Source organism: Pseudomonas sp. WS 5410 (assembly GCF_012985645.1).
GTDB lineage: Bacteria > Pseudomonadota > Gammaproteobacteria > Pseudomonadales > Pseudomonadaceae > Aquipseudomonas > Aquipseudomonas shahriarae.
Genome location: NZ_JAAQWS010000027.1, coordinates 42988 through 60959, shown reverse-complemented (window position 1 = coordinate 60959; position 17972 = coordinate 42988). Strand labels below are relative to the sequence as shown.

The following is a 17972-nucleotide window of genomic DNA, read 5'->3' as shown; positions in this document are numbered from 1 at the left end:
CAGTGAGGCGGGGACATTCTTGGCACAGGTGCCACGGTGGGGGAATTGCTGATTATGGAAGTGGCCTTCGCAAAATTCGAAGGCTCGCGGTTAGGCGCAGTGGCGGGCAGCGAGGTAGTCGAATAACGCCAGGCTTGTAGGAGAAGGCTGTTCCTGGCGCATGCACAGGTACATCTGGCGGTCGGCCCACGGGTCGTCGATTTCGATAAAGCGCAAGGCCATTTCCTTGCGAAAGATCTGCACCGCGCCCTGGGGCAGCACGCCAACCCCTTGCCCGGCGGCAATCAGCCGGCACACGGCTTCAAAACTGCGCACCTGGATCCGCAGGCGCAACGGCATGCCAATCGCGGCGGCGGCTTCGGTGATCAGCGCGGTGATGGCGGCGTTGTCCTCCAGGCCGACGAAGTCATAGCCCAGCAAATCGACAAAGCGCGCATGGCGCATCTTGAACGGATGATCATCGGGCACCAGCAGGCACAGGCGGTCCTGGCAGTAAGGGGCAAAGCGCAAGTCCTCGCCGCCCGGTTGGGTGGTGACGATGCCCACATCGGCCACGCCATCGCGCACCGCCTGCAGGATTTCACGGCTGCGCTCCTCGCGGATATCCAGGCGGATACCGGGATGTTGGGCGTTCCACTGGGTCAATTGGCTGGGCAGTTGCTGGCTCATCGCCGAACTGTTGGCATACAGGCACACGCGGCCGGTGGCGCCCTTGGCGTAGTCGGCGAGGTCAGCGTGCATCACATCCACTGCGCGCAAAATCGTCAACCCATGCTCGGCCAACACCTCGCCGGCCGCCGTGGGCGAGACGCCGGTGGAGGAGCGGTGCAACAGGGCGACCTTGAAGTGTTGCTCCAGCAACGACAGGCGCCGGCTGGCCGCAGACAGCGAGAGGTGCGAATGCTCGGCCGCCCGGGACAGGCTGCCGAGCTTGACCGTCTTGAGGAACAGCTCGATGGAAGTGAGATCGGGGGCCATGCCAGAGTCCTTGTGCGCGGTCTGTGAAAACTACGCAGTTGGGGCGGGACTGTCCAATCATCTGCCCCTCACACATTGGACATATGCTGTTGACTCAACTTTGGAGGCACCGCCGATCCCTTGTGGGAGCTGTCGAGCCCCGGCGAGGCTGCGATGGCGGCGGCACTGCCAGCATTGATGGTGACTGACCCACCGCCATCGCAGCCTCGCCGGGCTCGACAGCTCCCACCTTTGACCTTTGCTGCCTTGAGTAAAGTGCCGGTTAGAACTCGATGCTCGCCGACAGCTTGGCCACCCGTGGATCGCCCTGGGTCAGGTAGCCGCCCATTGCCGATTGCCAGTATTTGGTATTGGCCACATTGTCCACGGTCAGTCCCAGGGTGACGTCGCGCTGGTCCACTTTGAAGTTGTAGCGTGCGCCCAGATCAAAGCGGTTCCAGGCCGGCAAGCTGAGCTTGTTGGCGGCATCCACGTACTGCCCGCCGGTACGCAGCAGGCGCCCGTTGAGGGTTACGCCTTGCAGGCCCGGCACATCCCAATCCACCCCGGCATTGAGCTGGAACGACGGCACGCCAATCGCGCGGTTGCCGTCATTGGCGCCGTTCTGGGTGCCCTTGAGCTCGGTTTTCATCACCGTCACACCGCCGAGCAAACGCAGGCCGGCCAGCGGTTCACCGAATACGTTGAGCTCCACGCCTTTGTTGATTTGCTCGCCCTCACGCACGAAGCGTGCGGTGGTGGCATCGATGATCTGGGTGTAGCCGGCGCCGGGCTGCTCGATGCGATACACGCCCAGGGTCGCGCCGTAGGTGCCCATGTCAACCTTGACCCCGGCCTCGATCTGCTTGGAGCGTGCTGGGGCATACACCAGGCCACCGTTGGTCACCGTGCGAATACCTAATTTCTCCGGCGCGGTCGGGCCCTTGGCCAAACCTTCAATCCGATTGGCATACAGCGACACATGCTCCCAAGGCTTGAACACAATGCCGTACACCGGTGTGGTGATCGACTGATCGTAGTTGGCCGTGCGGCTGCCGCTCATATAGTTGTAGCCCTGCACCACCATTTGCTGATGGCGTAGGCCCAGGGTGACCAACAAGCGATCATCGATAAAACCCACGGTGTCGGACACCGCCGCGCTGCGCATGAAGGTCTTGGCGGTGATGGTCGGGTCGCTGAAGTCGGTGCCAGGGGCGTTGCGCGGGTTGTTCAGGCGCGGTTCGGCGCCGGTTACCGGGTTGTAGATATTGGTGCTGGTCTTGGCGCTGTCGAACACATAGGCGTTGCGCGCCTCGGTCCAGATCCCGGCCAGGCCGAAATTCAGGCGGTGGCTCACCGGCCCGGTCTGGAAATTGCCCTTCAAGCCGGCCATGGCGCTGCTGTTGTCTTCTTCGTGGGCGATGGTCGAGGCGCTGCTCTGGGCATTGCCCAGGTTGTCGTTGATGGTCACCGAGGAGTACTGGCCCATCTCCCGTGTGTGCTTGGCACCGCCCGCCGCGTAGGCGGTCCAGTTGTCGTTCAGATCGTACTCGGCGCGCAGCATGCCCAGGGTGTCTTCAATATTGGTCGCACTCCAGCGCGGCGCGTAGTTGGTGTCGGCCGACGGGGCGTCGGGTACATGGGTCACCAAGGATCCGAGGAACACCGAGTTGCGCCCGCCATTGACGCGCTGTTTCTGATACGCGAAATCCCCCGACAGGCGTAATGCATCGCCCCGGTAATCCAGGCCTGCGGCAAACAGCTTGGAGCGCTGGTTTTCATTATCGGTGGCGGTATCGCCCTCACGTTGCGAGAGGTTCACCCGCGCACCAAAACGATTGTCCTCGCCAAAGCGCTGACCGATATCCAGGTGCTGGCCAATCCGGCCCTCACTGCTGATATCGGTGCTGAAGCGGCGTAGAGGTACATCGTCGGCGCGCTTGGGTTGCAGGTTCACGCCGCCGCCGATGCCGGAGCCGGAGGGTGTTACCCCGTTGATAAAGGCGTTCGGGCCCTTGAACACTTCCACCCGCTCCAGGGCGTCGGTGGACATGATCTGCCGGGGTAGGATGCCGTAGAGGCCGTTGTAGGAAATATCATCGCCATTCAGTGGCAAGCCACGAATCACGAACAATTGCGACTGGTTGGCATAACCCGAAGCCTGGCGCACGGACGAATCGTTGAGCAGTACATCGCCCACGGTCTCGGCCTGTTGGTCGCGGATCAGTTGTTCGGTGTAGGAGGCCATGCTGAACGGCACATCCATGATGTCCTGGTTGCCCAGCACCCCCAACTGCCCACCGCGTGCGACCTGGCCGCCGGCGTACACCGGGGGCAGGGAGCCGGGCATGATGCTCTCGGCGCTGATGCTGGTCGCACCCAGCTCCAGGGCCTGGCCAGCCTGACTGTCGTTCGCATTCTGCGGGGCGGGTTGAGGGGCGCTATGGGCCGTGAAGCTCAGGGAGCAGCACAGGGCGAGCAGGGTCGGGCGAGTACAAGTCGGCATGGTCGATCCGGACGGCGAAGCGTCAGTGTGAGGAAAGAGGGGGCAACAACGTTGCGCTTCCTCGCTGCGCGAATACGACTCCAGTGCAAATGATAATAAATGCTAAATGATATTTCACAAACTGATTTGTGATGTATGACTTTTCTGAAGGCCAGAAATTTCTATTAAGGCCTGATGGCGGATGCCGAGTAGAATCGCGCCCTGAAAGAGATTCCTGAGGTGCGGCAAGGTGGATTTACAGCAGGGTTTTGTCCTGACCCGGCATTGGCGCGACACCCCGGCGGGCACGGAGGTCAGCTTCTGGCTGGCGACCGACCAGGGGCCGCGGTATATCCGTCTACCGGTACAGCCTTCGGTGATGTTTATTCCGCTGGCCCACCGCGAGCACGCGCAACGGGTGCTCAAGGGCGAGCGCGACGTGGAACTGCGCCCGCTGCAACTGTGTGATTTCCACCACCGCCCGGTCCTGGGCCTTTATACCCGTCAGCATCGCCAGGCGATGGACCTGGAAAAACGCCTGCGCCAGGCCGGCGTGGATGTCTACGAAGGCGATGTGCGCCCGCCCGAGCGCTATATGATGGAGCGCTTCATCACCGCGCCGGTGGCATTTGACGGCACCCCCGGCGAGGGCGGGATGTTGCTGGAGGCGCAGATGAAGCCCGCGCCCGACTACCGCCCGGCATTGAAACTGGTGTCGCTGGATATCGAAACCACCGCGCGCGGCGAGCTGTACTCCATCGCCCTGGAAGGTTGTGGCGAGCGCCAGGTGTACATGCTCGGCCCGCCGAACAAAACCTGCGCGGTGGATTTCAAGCTCGAATACTGCGACAGCCGTGCCCAACTGCTGGAGCGCCTCAACCAGTGGCTGGGGCAACACGACCCTGACGCGATCATCGGCTGGAACCTGGTGCAGTTCGACCTGCGGGTCCTCCACGAGCATGCCCAACGCCTTAACGTGCCATTGCTGCTCGGCCGTGGCGGCGAGGCCATGGCCTGGCGCGAGCACGGAAGCCGCAACCATTACTTCGCCGCCGCTGCCGGCCGGCTGATCATTGATGGTATCGAGGCCCTGCGCTCGGCGACCTGGACCTTTGAGTCATTCAGCCTGGAAAACGTCGCCCAGACCCTGCTGGGGGAAGGCAAGTCGATCTCCACGCCCTACCAGCGCATGGACGAGATCAACCGCATGTTCGCCGAGGACAAGCCCGCCCTGGCGCGCTATAACCTCAAGGACTGCGAGCTGGTGACGCGGATTTTCGCAAAGACCGAGCTGCTCAAGTTTCTTCTGGAGCGGGCCAGCGTCACCGGCCTGCCGGCGGATCGCAACGGTGGTTCGGTGGCGGCGTTCACCCACTTGTACATGCCGCTGATGCATCGCCAGGGCTTTGTCGCGCCCAACCTGGGGGACAAGCCGCCCCAGGCCAGCCCCGGCGGTTTTGTCATGGACTCGCGGCCGGGGCTGTACGAGTCGGTGCTGGTGCTGGACTACAAAAGTCTGTATCCGTCGATCATCCGCAGCTTCCTGATCGACCCCGTGGGCCTCATCGAAGGCCTGCGCCACCCCGACGACAACGAGTCGGTGGAAGGCTTTCGCGGTGCGCGCTTTTCCCGCACCCGGCATTGCCTGCCGTCGATTGTGGCGCGGGTCTCCGAAGGCCGCGAGGTGGCCAAGCGCGAGCACAACGCACCGTTGTCCCAGGCCCTGAAGATCATCATGAATGCCTTCTACGGCGTGCTCGGTTCCAGCGGCTGTCGGTTTTTCGACACGCGGCTGGCGTCGTCGATCACCCTGCGCGGTCATCAGATCATGCGCCAGACCCGCGAACTGGTCGAAGCCCAGGGTTATGAGGTGATCTATGGCGATACCGACTCCACGTTTGTCTGGCTCGGCAGTGCCCATTCCCAGGAGGATGCCACGCGCATCGGCCAGGACCTGGTGCAACACGTCAACCAATGGTGGCGCGAACGCCTGCACAACGAATTCGGCCTGCAAAGCGCCCTCGAACTGCAATACGAAACCCACTTCAGCCGCTTCCTGATGCCGACCATTCGCGGGGCGGAGGAGGGTAGCAAGAAACGGTATGCCGGCTTGGTGAGCCGTGCCGATGGCAGTGAAGAGATGATCTACAAAGGCCTGGAGACTGTGCGTAGCGACTGGTCGCCCCTGGCCCGCCAATTCCAGCAGGAGTTGTACCAGCGCATCTTCCACCGCCAGCCCCACCAGGATTATGTGCGTGACTACGTGCGCCGCACCCTCAGTGGCGAGTTCGATGAGCTGCTGATCTACCGCAAACGCCTGCGCCGGCAACTGGGCGACTACGAGCGCAACGTGCCGCCCCATGTGCGGGCCGCGCGCCTGGCGGATGAATACAACGACCGCCAGGGCCGCCCACGCCAGTATCAGAACGGTGGCTGGATTCGCTACGTGATCACCGTCAACGGCCCCGAGCCCCTGGAAGTGCGCCAGGCGCCAATTGACTACGACCACTACGTCACCCGGCAATTGCAGCCGGTGGCCGATGCGATCCTGCCGTTTGTCGATGATGATTTCAGCACCCTGGTCGGTGGTCAGATGGGCTTGTTTTAACCCCGGGAAAACGTTTCACTCTGGACGCTGAGTCTCCAGGAGCAATGCCCATGTACACGCTCTACGGCACGCAGAGTTCTGGTTCATGCATCGTCGAAATCGCCCTGCAACGCTGCGGCGTGCCGTGGCAGCAGGTCGATGCCAGCCCCTGGGGTGATGGGGCGGGGATTGAGGCCCTTGGGCAGATCAACCCGCTGCGGCAGATCCCCACCCTGCAACTGCCCGACGGCAGCGTGTTGACGGAAAGCGCGGCGATCCTGATCCACCTGGGCCTGGCGTATCCGGCCAGCGACTTGCTGTCCGGTCACCGTGCGCAGATCATTCGCGGCCTGGTGTATATCGCCGCCAACTGCTACTCGGCGATCACCATCATCGACTACCCGCAACGCTTTCTCGCCGACGCCGACGAGACGGTGCAGGCGCAACTGATCGCGGGCACCCAGCAGAAACTGCACCGGACCTGGCAGGTATTTGCCGAGCAATTTGCCGGGCAACTCTTTACCCCGCAGGGGCTGCCCAATGCCCTGGGCATCATGGCGGCGGCGGTGTCCCGCTGGGAGGGGGGACGCGACGTCCTGCGACACTCCCACCCTGCATGCGCCCAGGCCCTGGCGCAGGTGGACGCCGACCCGCAGGTGGCCCCGGTGTTCGCCTGGCACTGGCCGGATTGGCCTGAGGAGTGAGCCTTGGCAATCAGAAGAAACAATGAGCCTCGAAGCACCTCGAGCCCTTGCGTCACGGGCGTCCTGGCCTACTCTTTCTGATAGTCGCGTAGGAATCATCCTTGAAATTGACTGTCGCAGACATGAAACTCAAAAACTCTGCATGGAATTGGAAGGAGGTACGCATGCTCGTCCGGTCGCTGACCCTGGCTACCTTGATGGCGTTTACGGGGCCGTTGTTGGCTGCGGATAACCGAGGCCCGCTGGAACAGGATCAAGGCAAATTCCGCCCGCTGATCGTGATTGCACCCAGCTCCATAGACCCGACTCAGGTCCAGCTCAAGAAAGATCTTGAACAGCCTGAGAACAAACAGAAGTTCACAGAGCGCAACATGGTGCTCTACACCGTGAACTACACGAGCATCGGCACCGTCGGCCAGCGTGACGGCAAGGACCTCGGCGCCCAGGACACCAATGCGTTGATCCGCGCCTTGAAGCTGGGGGCCAGTGCCGGCACCAAAGTAATCCTGGTGGGCAAGGACGGCGAGAAGAAAGTCGAAAAGACTGTGCCACCCGATTCCCTTGACCTTGCAGAGTTCTTTGCGGCTGTCGACAAGATGCCCATGGCAGAAAAAGAAGCCGCCGCCCCCGCCGAGCCTGAACCCGCCGCCCCGGCAGCGAGCAAGCCTGGCGCCAAAGCCAAGCCTGGCAAGCACGCGCCGCAACCGCTGGAAGATTGATGCTCCTCGCTGGCACCTACAGGGGAGGTGCCAGCGATCCCTACAAGTCGTATGGCACTTGCAGGCATTGCGCCATGAAGCATATGATAACCGTTATCATTTACGGCTTACCTTCTGCGCGCGCCCTCCATGCCCCCGACCCCTGCGACAAGCCCTACTGACCTGTCCACGCTGTATCAGCAGCAACATCGCTGGCTGCAGCACTGGCTGTGGCGTCGCCTGAACTGTTCGCAGAGCGCCGCCGACCTGGCCCAGGACACGTTCCTGCGTCTTCTGGCCAAGAACCAACCCCTTGAAGTCCAGGCGCCCCGCAGCTTTCTGGCGAAAGTCGCACAAAGCGTGTTGTCCAATCACTTTCGTCGGCAAAAGCTGGAAAAGGCCTACCTGCAAGCCCTGGCGCTGTTACCGGAAGACGTGGCGCCCAGCGCCGAAACGCAGTGGCTGCTCCTGGAAACCCTGATGGCCCTCGACGAAGTGCTCAGCCGCCTGGCATTACCGGTGCGCCAGGCCTTCCTCTGGTCGCAACTCGACGGCTTGAGCCACGGCGAGATTGCCGAGCGCCTGGGCACCAGCATCACCACGGTCAAGCGCTACATCGTCAAGGCCGGCGCCCAGTGCATTGTGCTCGACAGCCAGCGCCCATGAATCCGTTGCCCCTGACCCTGGAAGCCGCCGAGCAGGCCATGCACTGGCAATTGGAGTTGCAGGCGCCGGATGTCACCGAACAGACCCGCGCCCAGTGGCTGGCGTGGCGCCAATTGGATCCGCTCAACGAGCAGGCCTGGCAGCATTCCCAGCGATTTTTCCAGCGTATGCACGAGGTGCGCGACCCGGCACACCAGGCGCTGGTCAGCGCCACCCTGTCGCCGGCGATATCCCGGCGTCGGGTGATTAAAAACCTGGCCCTGTTGCTGGCGGCCGGCAGTGTGGCGTGGACCGCCCGGGACGCCGGCCTGCTGCAACCCTGGACCAGCGATTTCAGCACCTCGGTCGGTGAGCAATGGCGCATCGAACTGGCGGACAACAGCGAAATCCAGCTCAATACCGACACCGCCGTCGATGTGAATTACCGCCCCGAGCAGCGCCAGATCCACCTGTTGCGCGGGGAGATCCTGGTGCTGCCCAACCCGTTGGACGCCCGCCCGCTGTGGGTGAAAACCGCCGAAGGCCTGATCCATGTCACAGGCGGTCGCTTCAGCGTGCGCCAGCGTGAGGGTTTTACCCAGTTGGGGGCTGACCAGCAGCCGCTGGCGGCGCAGATTCCAGCGCGCAACCTGAGCCTGCAACCCGGCGAAATCATCAGCTTTGACCCGCAGACCCTGCTGGCGCGGCGCCCCCAGCGCGCCGGCGAACTGGCCTGGAGCCGCGGCATGATCGTCGCTGAGGGCCTGCGTCTGGAAGACTTCCTCAAGGAACTGAGCCGCTACCGGCGCGGGCATCTGGACTGTGACCCGAGCGTGCGCGAACTGCGGGTGTCTGGCACCTATCCACTGGCCGACACCGACCGCATTCTGGTGGCGCTGCAACAGACCCTCAAGCTGGATGTGCAGCATTTCACGCGCTTATGGGTGACGTTGAAACCGCGGCGGGCGCAGGTATGAATTTATTTCGCATGCAGGTGGTCCGTTTCCGAATCTCACGAGACTTGTATCCCCAGACACTCACTTATCTGGGGAACAGGGCATGCACCCGCAACGCACCATCCGGGCAACACTGAAAAAATCACTGGCCGTGGCCGTCGTCCGTGGCATCGCCAGCTTCGGCGTGGCTGCGCCGCTGCTGTTGGCGCCGGCCTGGGCCATGGCCGCGCCACAGCAGGAGTTCGATATTGCCCCAGGCTCACTGGCCGGCGCGTTGAACCAGTTTGGCCAGGCTGCGCAGATCCTGCTGTCCTACCCGGCCGCGCTCACGCAAGGGCAGACCAGCCCGGGCCTGCAAGGGCGGCATGATCTCGACAGCGGCCTGGCGATCCTGCTCAGTAACAGCTCGTTGCAAGCCGTGCGCGGCAGTGGCGGTAACTATTCCCTGGAGCCCCGGCCTACCGACGGCGCATTGCAACTGGGTACCGTGTCGATCTCCGGCAAGGCGCCGGGGTCGACCACCGAAGGCACCGGTTCCTACACCACGCAGTCGTCCAGCAGCTCCACCCGCCTGAACCTGACCCCGAGGGAAACCCCGCAATCGCTGACCGTCATGACCCGCCAGCGCCTGGATGACCAGCGCCTGACCAACCTGTCGGATACCCTGGATGCCACCCCCGGCATCATCGTGTTGCGTGATGGCCTGGGGGCGGAAAGCGATAGCTATTTCTCCCGTGGTTTCCAGATCCAGAACTTCGAAATCGACGGTGTGCCTACCGTTGCGCGCATGGACAACTACACCCAGAGCATGGCGATGTACGACCGGGTGGAAGTGGTGCGCGGCGCCACCGGTTTGATCAGCGGCATGGGCAACCCCTCGGCCACCATCAACCTGATCCGCAAGCGCCCGACGGCCGAGGCGCGGGCCAGTGTCACTGCTGAAGCGGGCAACTGGGACCGCTACGGCAGTGGCCTCGACGTGTCCGGCCCGCTGACCGAAACCGGCAACGTGCGCGGGCGCCTGGTGGCCGACTACAAGACCGAACATGCCTGGGTCGACCGCTACAAGCAGCAGACCCAATTGCTGTACGGCATCACTGAATTCGACCTGACCGAAGACACCTTGTTGACCCTGGGCTTCAGCTACCTGCGTACCGACGTCGATGCCCCGGCGCGCTCCGGTTTGCCTACGCGCTTTACCGACGGTTCGCGCAGCAACCTCAGCCGCTCCCTGAATACTGCGCCGGCCTGGTCCTATAACGACCATGAGCAGACCAGCTTCTTTACCTCCATTGAGCAGAAGTTCGACAGCGGCTGGAGCGCCAAGGCCGAGTTCACCCATTCGCAAAACAAGTTCGATGAGGTGTTCAACTACGTCAACGGCAGCCTCAACAGCGATGGCAGCGGCACCACGCAGTTGCCGGTGCGCTTCTCCGGTACGCCGCGCCAGGACAACCTCGACCTATACGCCACCGGGCCGTTCGACCTGCTGGGCCGCGAGCACGAATTGATCGCCGGCGTGACTCTGTCCAAATACAAGGAAAACGTGCCCAGCCATGGCGGCTGGAACTACGCGTATTCCGGCTCCCCGGCAGGCGCCATCGACAACCTGTTCAACTGGGACGGGCACTCGGCCAAGCCGGACTTCCCGGTGACCGGCAAATCCTCGGTGGATGAAAGCCAATACGCCGCTTACCTGAGTACCCGCCTGCGCATGACCGACGACCTGAGCGTGATCCTCGGCAGCCGTGTCATCGACTGGAAGCGCGAAACCGCAGACAGCCCCTACGGCGGCGTCGCCACCCGCACCGATGAGTCGGAAACCGGCGTGTACATTCCCTATGCCGGCGTGGTCTACGACCTGACTGACAACTGGTCGGCTTATGCCAGCTACACCAAGATCTTCAATCCCCAGGCCAGTTGGGTGCGCGATATCAACAACAAGGCCCTGGAACCCATGGAAGGCAAGGGCTACGAGTTGGGCTTGAAGGGCAGTTTCTTCGACGAAAAACTCAACACCAGCCTGGCGCTGTTCAAGCTGGAACAGGACAACCTGGCGATCTGGATCGACACCCCGGGCGGCAATACTTATCGCAACGAGAAGGGCACCACTACCGAGGGCGTCGAGCTGGAACTCAACGGTGAGTTGGCTGAAGGCTGGCAAGCCTCCGCGGGCTACGCCTATGCGGTCAGTACCGATGCCGACGACAAACGCATCGTCACCACCTTGCCGCGCCAGAGCCTGAAAACCTTCACCACTTACCGTCTGCCGGGGGCCTTGAACAAAGTGACGGTTGGCGGCGGGGTGAACTGGCAGAGCAAGGTTGGTGAGGACCTGCACACATTCAGCCAGGGCAGCTACGCCATCACCAACCTGCTGCTGCGCTACGACGTGACGCCGCAGTTGAGTACGTCGGTCAACCTCAACAACCTGTTTGACCGTGAGTATTTCAGCTATGCCGGTAACCATGGGATGTATGGTGCGCCGCGCAACCTGATGACCAGCGTCAAGTACGACTTCTAGACCTGCCCACTATCCCCGGTGGGAGCAAGCCAGCTCCCACATTCGCAGTGTGGTATGGCCAAAACTCTATGCCCGGCAGAGCCCCCCCTGTGGGAGCGGGCTTGCCCGCGATAGCGGTAGTTCAGGCACCATTTCTGCTAGCTGACACACCGCCATCGCAGGCAAGCCAGCTCCCACATTTGAACGGTGGTGTGGCCAAAACTCTATGCCCGGCAGAACCCCCCTGTGGGAGCGGGCTGCCCGCGATAGCGGTAGTTCAGGCACCATTTCTGCTAGCTGACACACCGCCATCGCAGGCAAGCCAGCTCCCACATTTGAACGGTGGTATGGCCAAAACTCTATGCCCGGCAGAACCCCCCTGTGGGAGCGGGCTTGCCCGCGATAGCGGTGGTCCAGGCACTGTTTCTGCTAGCTGACACACCACCATCGCAGTCAGCACCTCCGCGCGCTGGCTTTTGCTATGCCTTTGCTTTCGCAGCTCAAGCCTTCCACGGCTTGAACCACAGCCCCAATCCCACCAGTACCCCGGCGCCCGCCAAGGTACTTAAGCCCAGCTGCCAGCCATCGTTATGCAGCGGGTGCAGCACCAGCGCCGCCACGCCCAGCAACACCACACTCAAGCCCCACTGCAACGGCCAGCCCAGTTGCCCGAGCAGGTGTTGGCGTTGCATCAGCAGCAGGTTGGTGACGATCACCCCACCCAGGGCCGCCAAGGCAATGCCTGGCAGGCCGAAGAAGTACGGCAGTAAGACCAGCAGGCCGGCGTTGACCAGGCTGCCCAGCAGTTCACATTTGAGTGGCAGGCGTGTGTCGCCGCTGGCGTAGGCATAGCGTGCGAGCATGGCGTTCCAGGCGCCGAACACCAGGGGTGTGGCGAACCAGGCGAGCAGGGCGGGCAGCGGGCCGTCGGCGCTTTGCGCGGGCATCAGCAGGTGAATCAGCACCGGGCTGGCGCCAATCAGGCCGAGGGCGGCGGGCAGGCTCAGCAGGGTGGCGGCGTCCAGGCCACGGCGCAGCAAGGCCAGGCGTTGTTGGCCTTGTTCACCGCTCATCATCCCCAGCAATACCTGGTTGAGGCTCATCAGCGCAATCAGCGGCAGGTTGATCAGCTTGCGCGCCAGGTTGACCCAGGTCACCGCACCTTCGCCCAGGTAGCTGGCGATCAGCCGTTCGAGCAAGGCCAGGCCCTGGCTGGCGAGATTGCTCGCCAACAGCGGACCGATACGCCCCAGCAGTTCGCGACCGGCCAGGGCATCACCCTTGACTTGCCAGGGGCGCCAGCCGAACGACCAGACCGGTGCCAGCAAGGGCAGGCACATCAACACACTGCCGGCAAAAAAACACATTGCCAGTTCCGCGCTGTCGCTGGCCGTGCCGCGGATAAACAGGTACAGCACCGGCGGCAGGTTGAACAGCAGCGAGCCCAGCCCCGGCAGCACAAAGCGCTGGCGCGCCTGCAACGGAATACTGAACAGGCCATGCATCACCAGCCCCGGTGCACAGGCGGCCAGCCAGCGCAGATTGGCGGCGGCCTGGTCGTGGGCGGCGGCGTCCAGCCCCGGGCCGATCAGGCGTACCCACAGCGGCGCGCCCAGGGCCAGCAGGGCGAACAGGCCCAGGCCGACGCCGAGCAGGCGCGGCGACAGGCTGGCCAACCAGGCTTGCTGGCGTTGCGCATCCCGTTGTTGATAGAGGGGCAGGGCCGCAGCGGCGAGCAAACCGGCGGCCAGGGTCATGCGCAGCGCCTCGGGCAAAAACACCGCCACCAGAAACCCGTCGCTGCGGCTGCCCGCACCCCAGGCTGCGACCAGCAGCCATTCCCGGGCAAAGCCGGCCACCAGCCCGGCGAGGGTCGCCAGGGTCAGCCACAGGGTGCTGCCAAACATCAGTGGAACAGGGTGAACAGGCCCTTGCCACCCACCTTGTAGTTCAGCCCCCGAACGCGTTCGCCCATGACTTTGGCACCGGTGCCGCCGACAATTTTGTACGGCGCGACGGTTTTCGCCACCACGGTATTGGCAGTCACCACCGAGCCTTCGCACAGGTGGGTGCCGAAACCGATCAGCGCACGGCTGCCGATCCACACATAGTCGTCGATATAAATCGCCCCGGAAATCGACCAGAACTCCGGCGCCTGCAAGTCATGGCTGCCGGCGATGATCAGCACATGGGAGGCAATCGCCACATGGTTGCCGATTACCAGCCCAGAGCGTGCATCCACCTGGCAATGCCAGCCGATCACCGTGTCGTCGCCGACCCTCAGGTTGTGGATGCCCAGCACCTCAGTGTTGCGCCACAGGCTCGACCCCTTGCCGATCTTCGCGCCGCCCAGGCGCAGCCAGCCGATGCGTATGTGGTGGCTGGGGATCTTGTTGATCAGGATGTTGTAGGCCATGTCCCAGGCACTGCGCCAGCGGTCCTTGAGGGTAGCCCAGTTCTTGCCATAAATCGGCAGGAACTGCGCCGGGATATCCTGTTTCATGCGATGGAACAGCCGACGTGCCACCGGATGCTCGATGGTCGGCTCCACATCGAAAGAGGTCATCCAGAAGCGCTTGTTCTCGCCTTCGCCCTCTTCAAAAACCACCTCGTTGGCCAGGCACCAGGCCAGGCCGTCCTGCAAGTCTTCCAGGCTTGCACCGAGTTCGCTGGCCAGGGCGGGCAGGCGGTCACGCAGGTCGGGGGAGTGAATAGTGCGATGTTTCATGGTCGGTCATCCTTTGGCACGGAAACAGGAGCAGTAATGGTCGGGCTCAGGCGCACCTGTTGCAGGCTGATGCCCATCAACAGCCAAAACAGCGCGATCAATACAAAGGTGAAGCTGAAGTAGTGGTCGAAAATCCCGGTCAGCAGCGCCGCCAGCACGCCGCACACGCAACCCAGCCACAGGGCGTTGTCGGCGGTGACCTTGCGCACCATGCCCAGCGGTCGCACTTCACGCCACCACAATACGGTGACGGCGATGAACAGCAGCATCCCCGGAATACCAATCTTGTAGATGAAGTTCAGCCACAGGTTGGAAATCCCCAACAAGTTGCTGCCCGGCACCGGTGGGTCGATTTTGAAACCGATCCCCAACGGGTACTTGGCCATTACATCGGGGAACCCGGCGTACTCGTCGAAACGGATCTCGGTACTGGCGTTGGTGGTCGAGAACATCGTCATCAAACGGTCCTGCAGCGGCGGATAGAACAGCACCAGGGCGATCACAAAAGCCGCGCCGATACCGATGATCCGCCCGCTGTGAGGCACGCGCTTGTAGGTCAGCCAGATCAGGATCAGCGCCAGGGCCACAATCGCGCCCCGGGAGATACTCAGCAGCAGGCCGGCGCAACCCAGTACCGCCACCGCCAGGCCCAGGGCGCGGCGCCAGCCGGTGCGGGTCCAGCCGTAGAACAGCGCCAGCGGGATAAACAGCACCAGCACGCCACCGGTCAGGTTCGGGTGAACCCAGGGCGAGGCCATGCGCTTGTAGTTGGCCGAGAAAATATCCTTCACCGCCTCCGGGTGGGCGTACTTGAGGTCGGTGAGAATGTCGATCATCGACATCGCGTTGCGCGTCTTGAGGAACATGAAAATCGACAGCAACAGCATCGCCAGGTTGCCCAGCAGCAGGGCGACCACCACCTTGTCGCGGTCGGCATCGGTGCGCAGCAGCAGCGGCACGATAAACAGCAGCGACAGGTTCATCAGCCAGCGCACCCAGTTCACCGGGCCGTTGCCCTCGGCGTGGATGATGATCATGCCCCAGATAAACGGTATGGTGCTGAACAGCATCAGCCACATCAACGCCCGTTCCGTGGGGCGCCAGACCATGAAACCGCGGGTCTTGCCGATAAACGATTGCCAGAACACCCCGGCCCAGGTCAGGCCCAGCACCGCCTCGCTGATGGTGGTGCGGATCCCCAGTTGCAAGGTGGTGTAGGGAATGCTGGTGGCCAAGACGGCAAAGATCAGCAAGCCCCACAGCGGTTTGCGGATCAGGGTCAGCGCCACGCCCAGGCCGACCACGATCATAAAGACCTTCATCGGCGGCAGTGCCAACAGCAGGCCGCCGAAGACCAGGCCCAGGAGCAGGCTAACGAGTTTTCCTGGCAGCATTAGCGGTTCAATTCCTTGAGCAGTTTATCCAGGCGCAGGCGATAGGCCGGTTCGGCAAATTGCCGGGCCCATGTGCGTTGCAGTTCGGGGTCGACCGTGCCCCCCGGTGCAGCCAGTGACACCATCAACGTTTGCAGTTGACCGGCGTCGTCGGGGGCAAAACGCTGTGCGGTGGGCGGCGCCACTTCATCCAGGGCCGAGCCACGGGCAACCGCGACCGGCGTGCCGACACTCAGCGCTTCCACCACCGGCAAACCAAACCCCTCGGCATAGGACGGCTGCCACAGGTACGCGGCATGCCGGTACAGCGCCTGCAACTGGCCGTCGGACAAGCCACTGCGCCAATGCAGGCCGGGCAACTCGCCCAGGGACGCCGGCACATCGCTGCCGTGGCCGACCAGTACCAGGTCGGGCACGTTCGGGTCCTGGGCGCGGCTGGCCTGCCATTGCGCCAGGAAAAACGCCATGTTTTTGCGCGGCTCACGGGTACCCACCACCAGCCAGTAGCGCGGCGGAATGCCTTCGGGCAACGGCTCGGGGGCCTCGGTGAACTCCGGCACCAGGTTATTCAACACGCGGAACTTGGCCCGCGCCCAGGGAAACAGGCGCGCAGCCTCATCGCACGAGAACTGCGACGGGCACCACACCCGGTCGGCTTGCCACACCGACCAGGCAATCGACGCGCCGTCGATCAGGCGGTAGGCCAGGGCCTTGAGGCGGGAGCGATGGAAGTTGCGGTGGGTTAGTTGAAACAGATCATGCAGCACCAGCACATAGCGGGTGCCGGCGGGTTTGCGGCACAAGGGCAGGCCCATGTTGGCCGTGGCGATGTACAGGTCGATCTGCTGTTGGTGGATTTCCCGGGGCAGGAAGCCGCGCTCGAAGCGCCAGCGCACCTGAGGCCGTTGCAGGCCCTCCAGGGGGCTGGCCCAGGCCGGGCAAACCGCCGTGTCGCGCTGGGGATGATCAAGCGGCGCTTCGGTAAACAGCACCACTTCAGTGTTGTCCCGGGCGCGCAAGGCGTGTTCCAGGGCCAGCACCTGGCGGGCGATGCCCGACGAAGGCGCGACCGTGGCCGGGCGGTAATCCAGGGCTACGCGCATGCTTGAGGCTCCTGTTGGGTGGGCAAGGTGCGGTAGATCTGCTCCAGTTCATTACCGGCCACCGCCCAGTCGTGATGGTTGCGCGCATAGTCGCGCGCAGCCTGCGCCAGTTGCCGGGCCAGCGTCGGTTCGTCCAGCAGGCGCACAATCCCATCGGCCAGGGCCTCGGCGCTTTCGCCGGCCAGGTAATGCACCTGCGGCTCAACCGCCAGCCCGGACACACCCTGGGCGGTGCTCACCAGCGGCAGGCCGGCTGCCATTGCCTCCAGCACTTTGAGTTTGGAGCCGCCGCCATGGCGCAGCGCGGCGACAAACCCTGCACAGCGGCGCTGCAAAGCGGTGAGGTCGGGAACAAAACCCTGCCATTCAATACGATCGTCCGCCCAGCGCTCGCGCCAGTGTGCGGGCAAGCCGAAGCCGGCCACCGCCAGGCGGGCGTTGGGGCATTGCAACCAGACCCGCGGGAAGATGTCGTCGAGCAGCCACTGCACCGCGTCCAGGTTCGGCGCGTATTCGTAGTTGCCGACAAACAACAGGCGCTGGCTCTGCGGGTCGGCGCTGACGTCGCTGAAGGCCCGGCTGTCGACCCCATTGACCACCACGCTCACCGGGGTCGTGGTCAGTTGCCCGATAGCCTGGGCATCGGCCTGGGTCACGGCAACCACATGGCACGCCGCGTCAAACGCCTTGCGCTCCCACTGCTGGCAGCGCCACTGGTCGTAGCGCGCGAACGGCGCGGCCCATTTTGGAAAGCGGTCATAGGTGGCGCCGCCCAGGCTCGATTCCAGGTTGTGCTCGGTGAGCACGAAATCCCGCGCTTGCTGCTGCAAGAGGGTGAAGTACGGTTGCAGGCTGTAGCTGTGCTCGACCTGGATCACATCCCAGGTTTCCTTCAACAGTTCGCTAAAGCGCGCCTGCAACACCGGCGACAGGCCGTTGACCGTGGTCAGCAGCGGCCAGGGCGCAAACACCCCGGCGAGCAGGGTCATGGGGTGTTTCAGGGCGCGGCGCGGCACCACGATCAGGCGCTCGAGCAAGGGCTCCAGGGCCGCGTGCACAGCCGCATCGGCCGGCGTCTTCGATTGCACCAGCAAGGTGATGCGATGCCCGCGCTCACTCAAGGTACGCAGCAAATGGTACTGCCGGGTCTTGCCGCCGCTGGTCATCGGCCACGGCAGATAGGGCACAATCCACAGGATTCTCACGTGCAGC

At 63.4% G+C, this 17972-nt stretch carries 13 protein-coding genes; 6 read left to right on the top strand and 7 right to left on the bottom strand.

The window, feature by feature from the left end:
- Positions 1-90 precede the first annotated feature (90 nt).
- Positions 91-978, bottom strand: coding sequence for a LysR family transcriptional regulator (locus HBO24_RS26975; RefSeq protein ID WP_057439128.1), 888 nt, complete (start codon positions 976-978; stop codon positions 91-93).
- 262 nt (positions 979-1240) lie between these two features.
- Positions 1241-3463: a TonB-dependent receptor gene (locus HBO24_RS26970; protein ID WP_170060699.1), complete on the bottom strand. Its 2223-nt coding sequence runs from the start codon at positions 3461-3463 to the stop codon at positions 1241-1243.
- Between the two features lie 229 nt (positions 3464-3692).
- Here HBO24_RS26970 and HBO24_RS26965 point away from each other — a divergent pair, with 229 nt between their 5' ends.
- The 6 genes from HBO24_RS26965 to HBO24_RS26940 all read left to right on the top strand — a co-directional run bounded on the left by HBO24_RS26965 (position 3693) and on the right by HBO24_RS26940 (position 11556).
- The gene (locus tag HBO24_RS26965) at positions 3693-6050 is read left to right on the top strand and encodes a DNA polymerase II (protein WP_169961258.1); all 2358 of its coding nucleotides are present in this window, start codon (positions 3693-3695) and stop codon (positions 6048-6050) included.
- Positions 6051-6100: 50 nt separating this feature from the next.
- Complete coding sequence (locus HBO24_RS26960) at positions 6101-6733, top strand: glutathione S-transferase (protein ID WP_169961257.1); 633 nt, start codon at positions 6101-6103, stop codon at positions 6731-6733.
- A 164-nt stretch (positions 6734-6897) separates the two neighbouring features.
- The gene (locus HBO24_RS26955; protein WP_170060698.1) at positions 6898-7452 is read left to right on the top strand and encodes a DUF4174 domain-containing protein; all 555 of its coding nucleotides are present in this window, start codon (positions 6898-6900) and stop codon (positions 7450-7452) included.
- 129 nt (positions 7453-7581) lie between these two features.
- A complete protein-coding gene (locus HBO24_RS26950; protein ID WP_170060697.1) occupies positions 7582-8097 on the top strand; it encodes a sigma-70 family RNA polymerase sigma factor in 516 nt (171 codons plus the stop codon).
- Positions 8094-9053: a FecR family protein gene (locus HBO24_RS26945; RefSeq protein WP_115127901.1), complete on the top strand. Its 960-nt coding sequence runs from the start codon at positions 8094-8096 to the stop codon at positions 9051-9053. Before HBO24_RS26950 ends, HBO24_RS26945 begins: the two co-directional genes overlap by 4 nt.
- Positions 9054-9135: 82 nt before the next feature.
- The gene (locus tag HBO24_RS26940) at positions 9136-11556 is read left to right on the top strand and encodes a TonB-dependent siderophore receptor (RefSeq protein WP_170060696.1); all 2421 of its coding nucleotides are present in this window, start codon (positions 9136-9138) and stop codon (positions 11554-11556) included.
- 479 nt (positions 11557-12035) lie between these two features.
- Here HBO24_RS26940 and HBO24_RS26935 read toward each other — a convergent pair whose 3' ends face one another.
- From HBO24_RS26935 to HBO24_RS26915, 5 genes are read right to left on the bottom strand one after another with little or no spacing between them, the layout of a single operon-like run.
- Complete coding sequence (locus HBO24_RS26935; RefSeq protein ID WP_115127903.1) at positions 12036-13442, bottom strand: lipid II flippase MurJ; 1407 nt, start codon at positions 13440-13442, stop codon at positions 12036-12038.
- Complete coding sequence (locus HBO24_RS26930; protein ID WP_057439120.1) at positions 13442-14263, bottom strand: acyltransferase; 822 nt, start codon at positions 14261-14263, stop codon at positions 13442-13444. The genes HBO24_RS26935 and HBO24_RS26930 overlap by 1 nt, the downstream gene beginning before the upstream one ends.
- Positions 14260-15657 (bottom strand): O-antigen ligase family protein, encoded by a 1398-nt coding sequence (locus tag HBO24_RS26925; RefSeq protein WP_057959056.1) that lies wholly within the window; start codon positions 15655-15657, stop codon positions 14260-14262. Before HBO24_RS26925 ends, HBO24_RS26930 begins: the two co-directional genes overlap by 4 nt.
- Positions 15657-16760, bottom strand: a complete 1104-nt coding sequence (locus HBO24_RS26920; RefSeq protein ID WP_170060695.1) for a glycosyltransferase family 1 protein — start codon at positions 16758-16760, stop codon at positions 15657-15659. Before HBO24_RS26920 ends, HBO24_RS26925 begins: the two co-directional genes overlap by 1 nt.
- Positions 16751-17965, bottom strand: coding sequence for a glycosyltransferase family 4 protein (locus HBO24_RS26915; protein WP_170060694.1), 1215 nt, complete (start codon positions 17963-17965; stop codon positions 16751-16753). Before HBO24_RS26915 ends, HBO24_RS26920 begins: the two co-directional genes overlap by 10 nt.
- Positions 17966-17972: the final 7 nt, after the last annotated feature.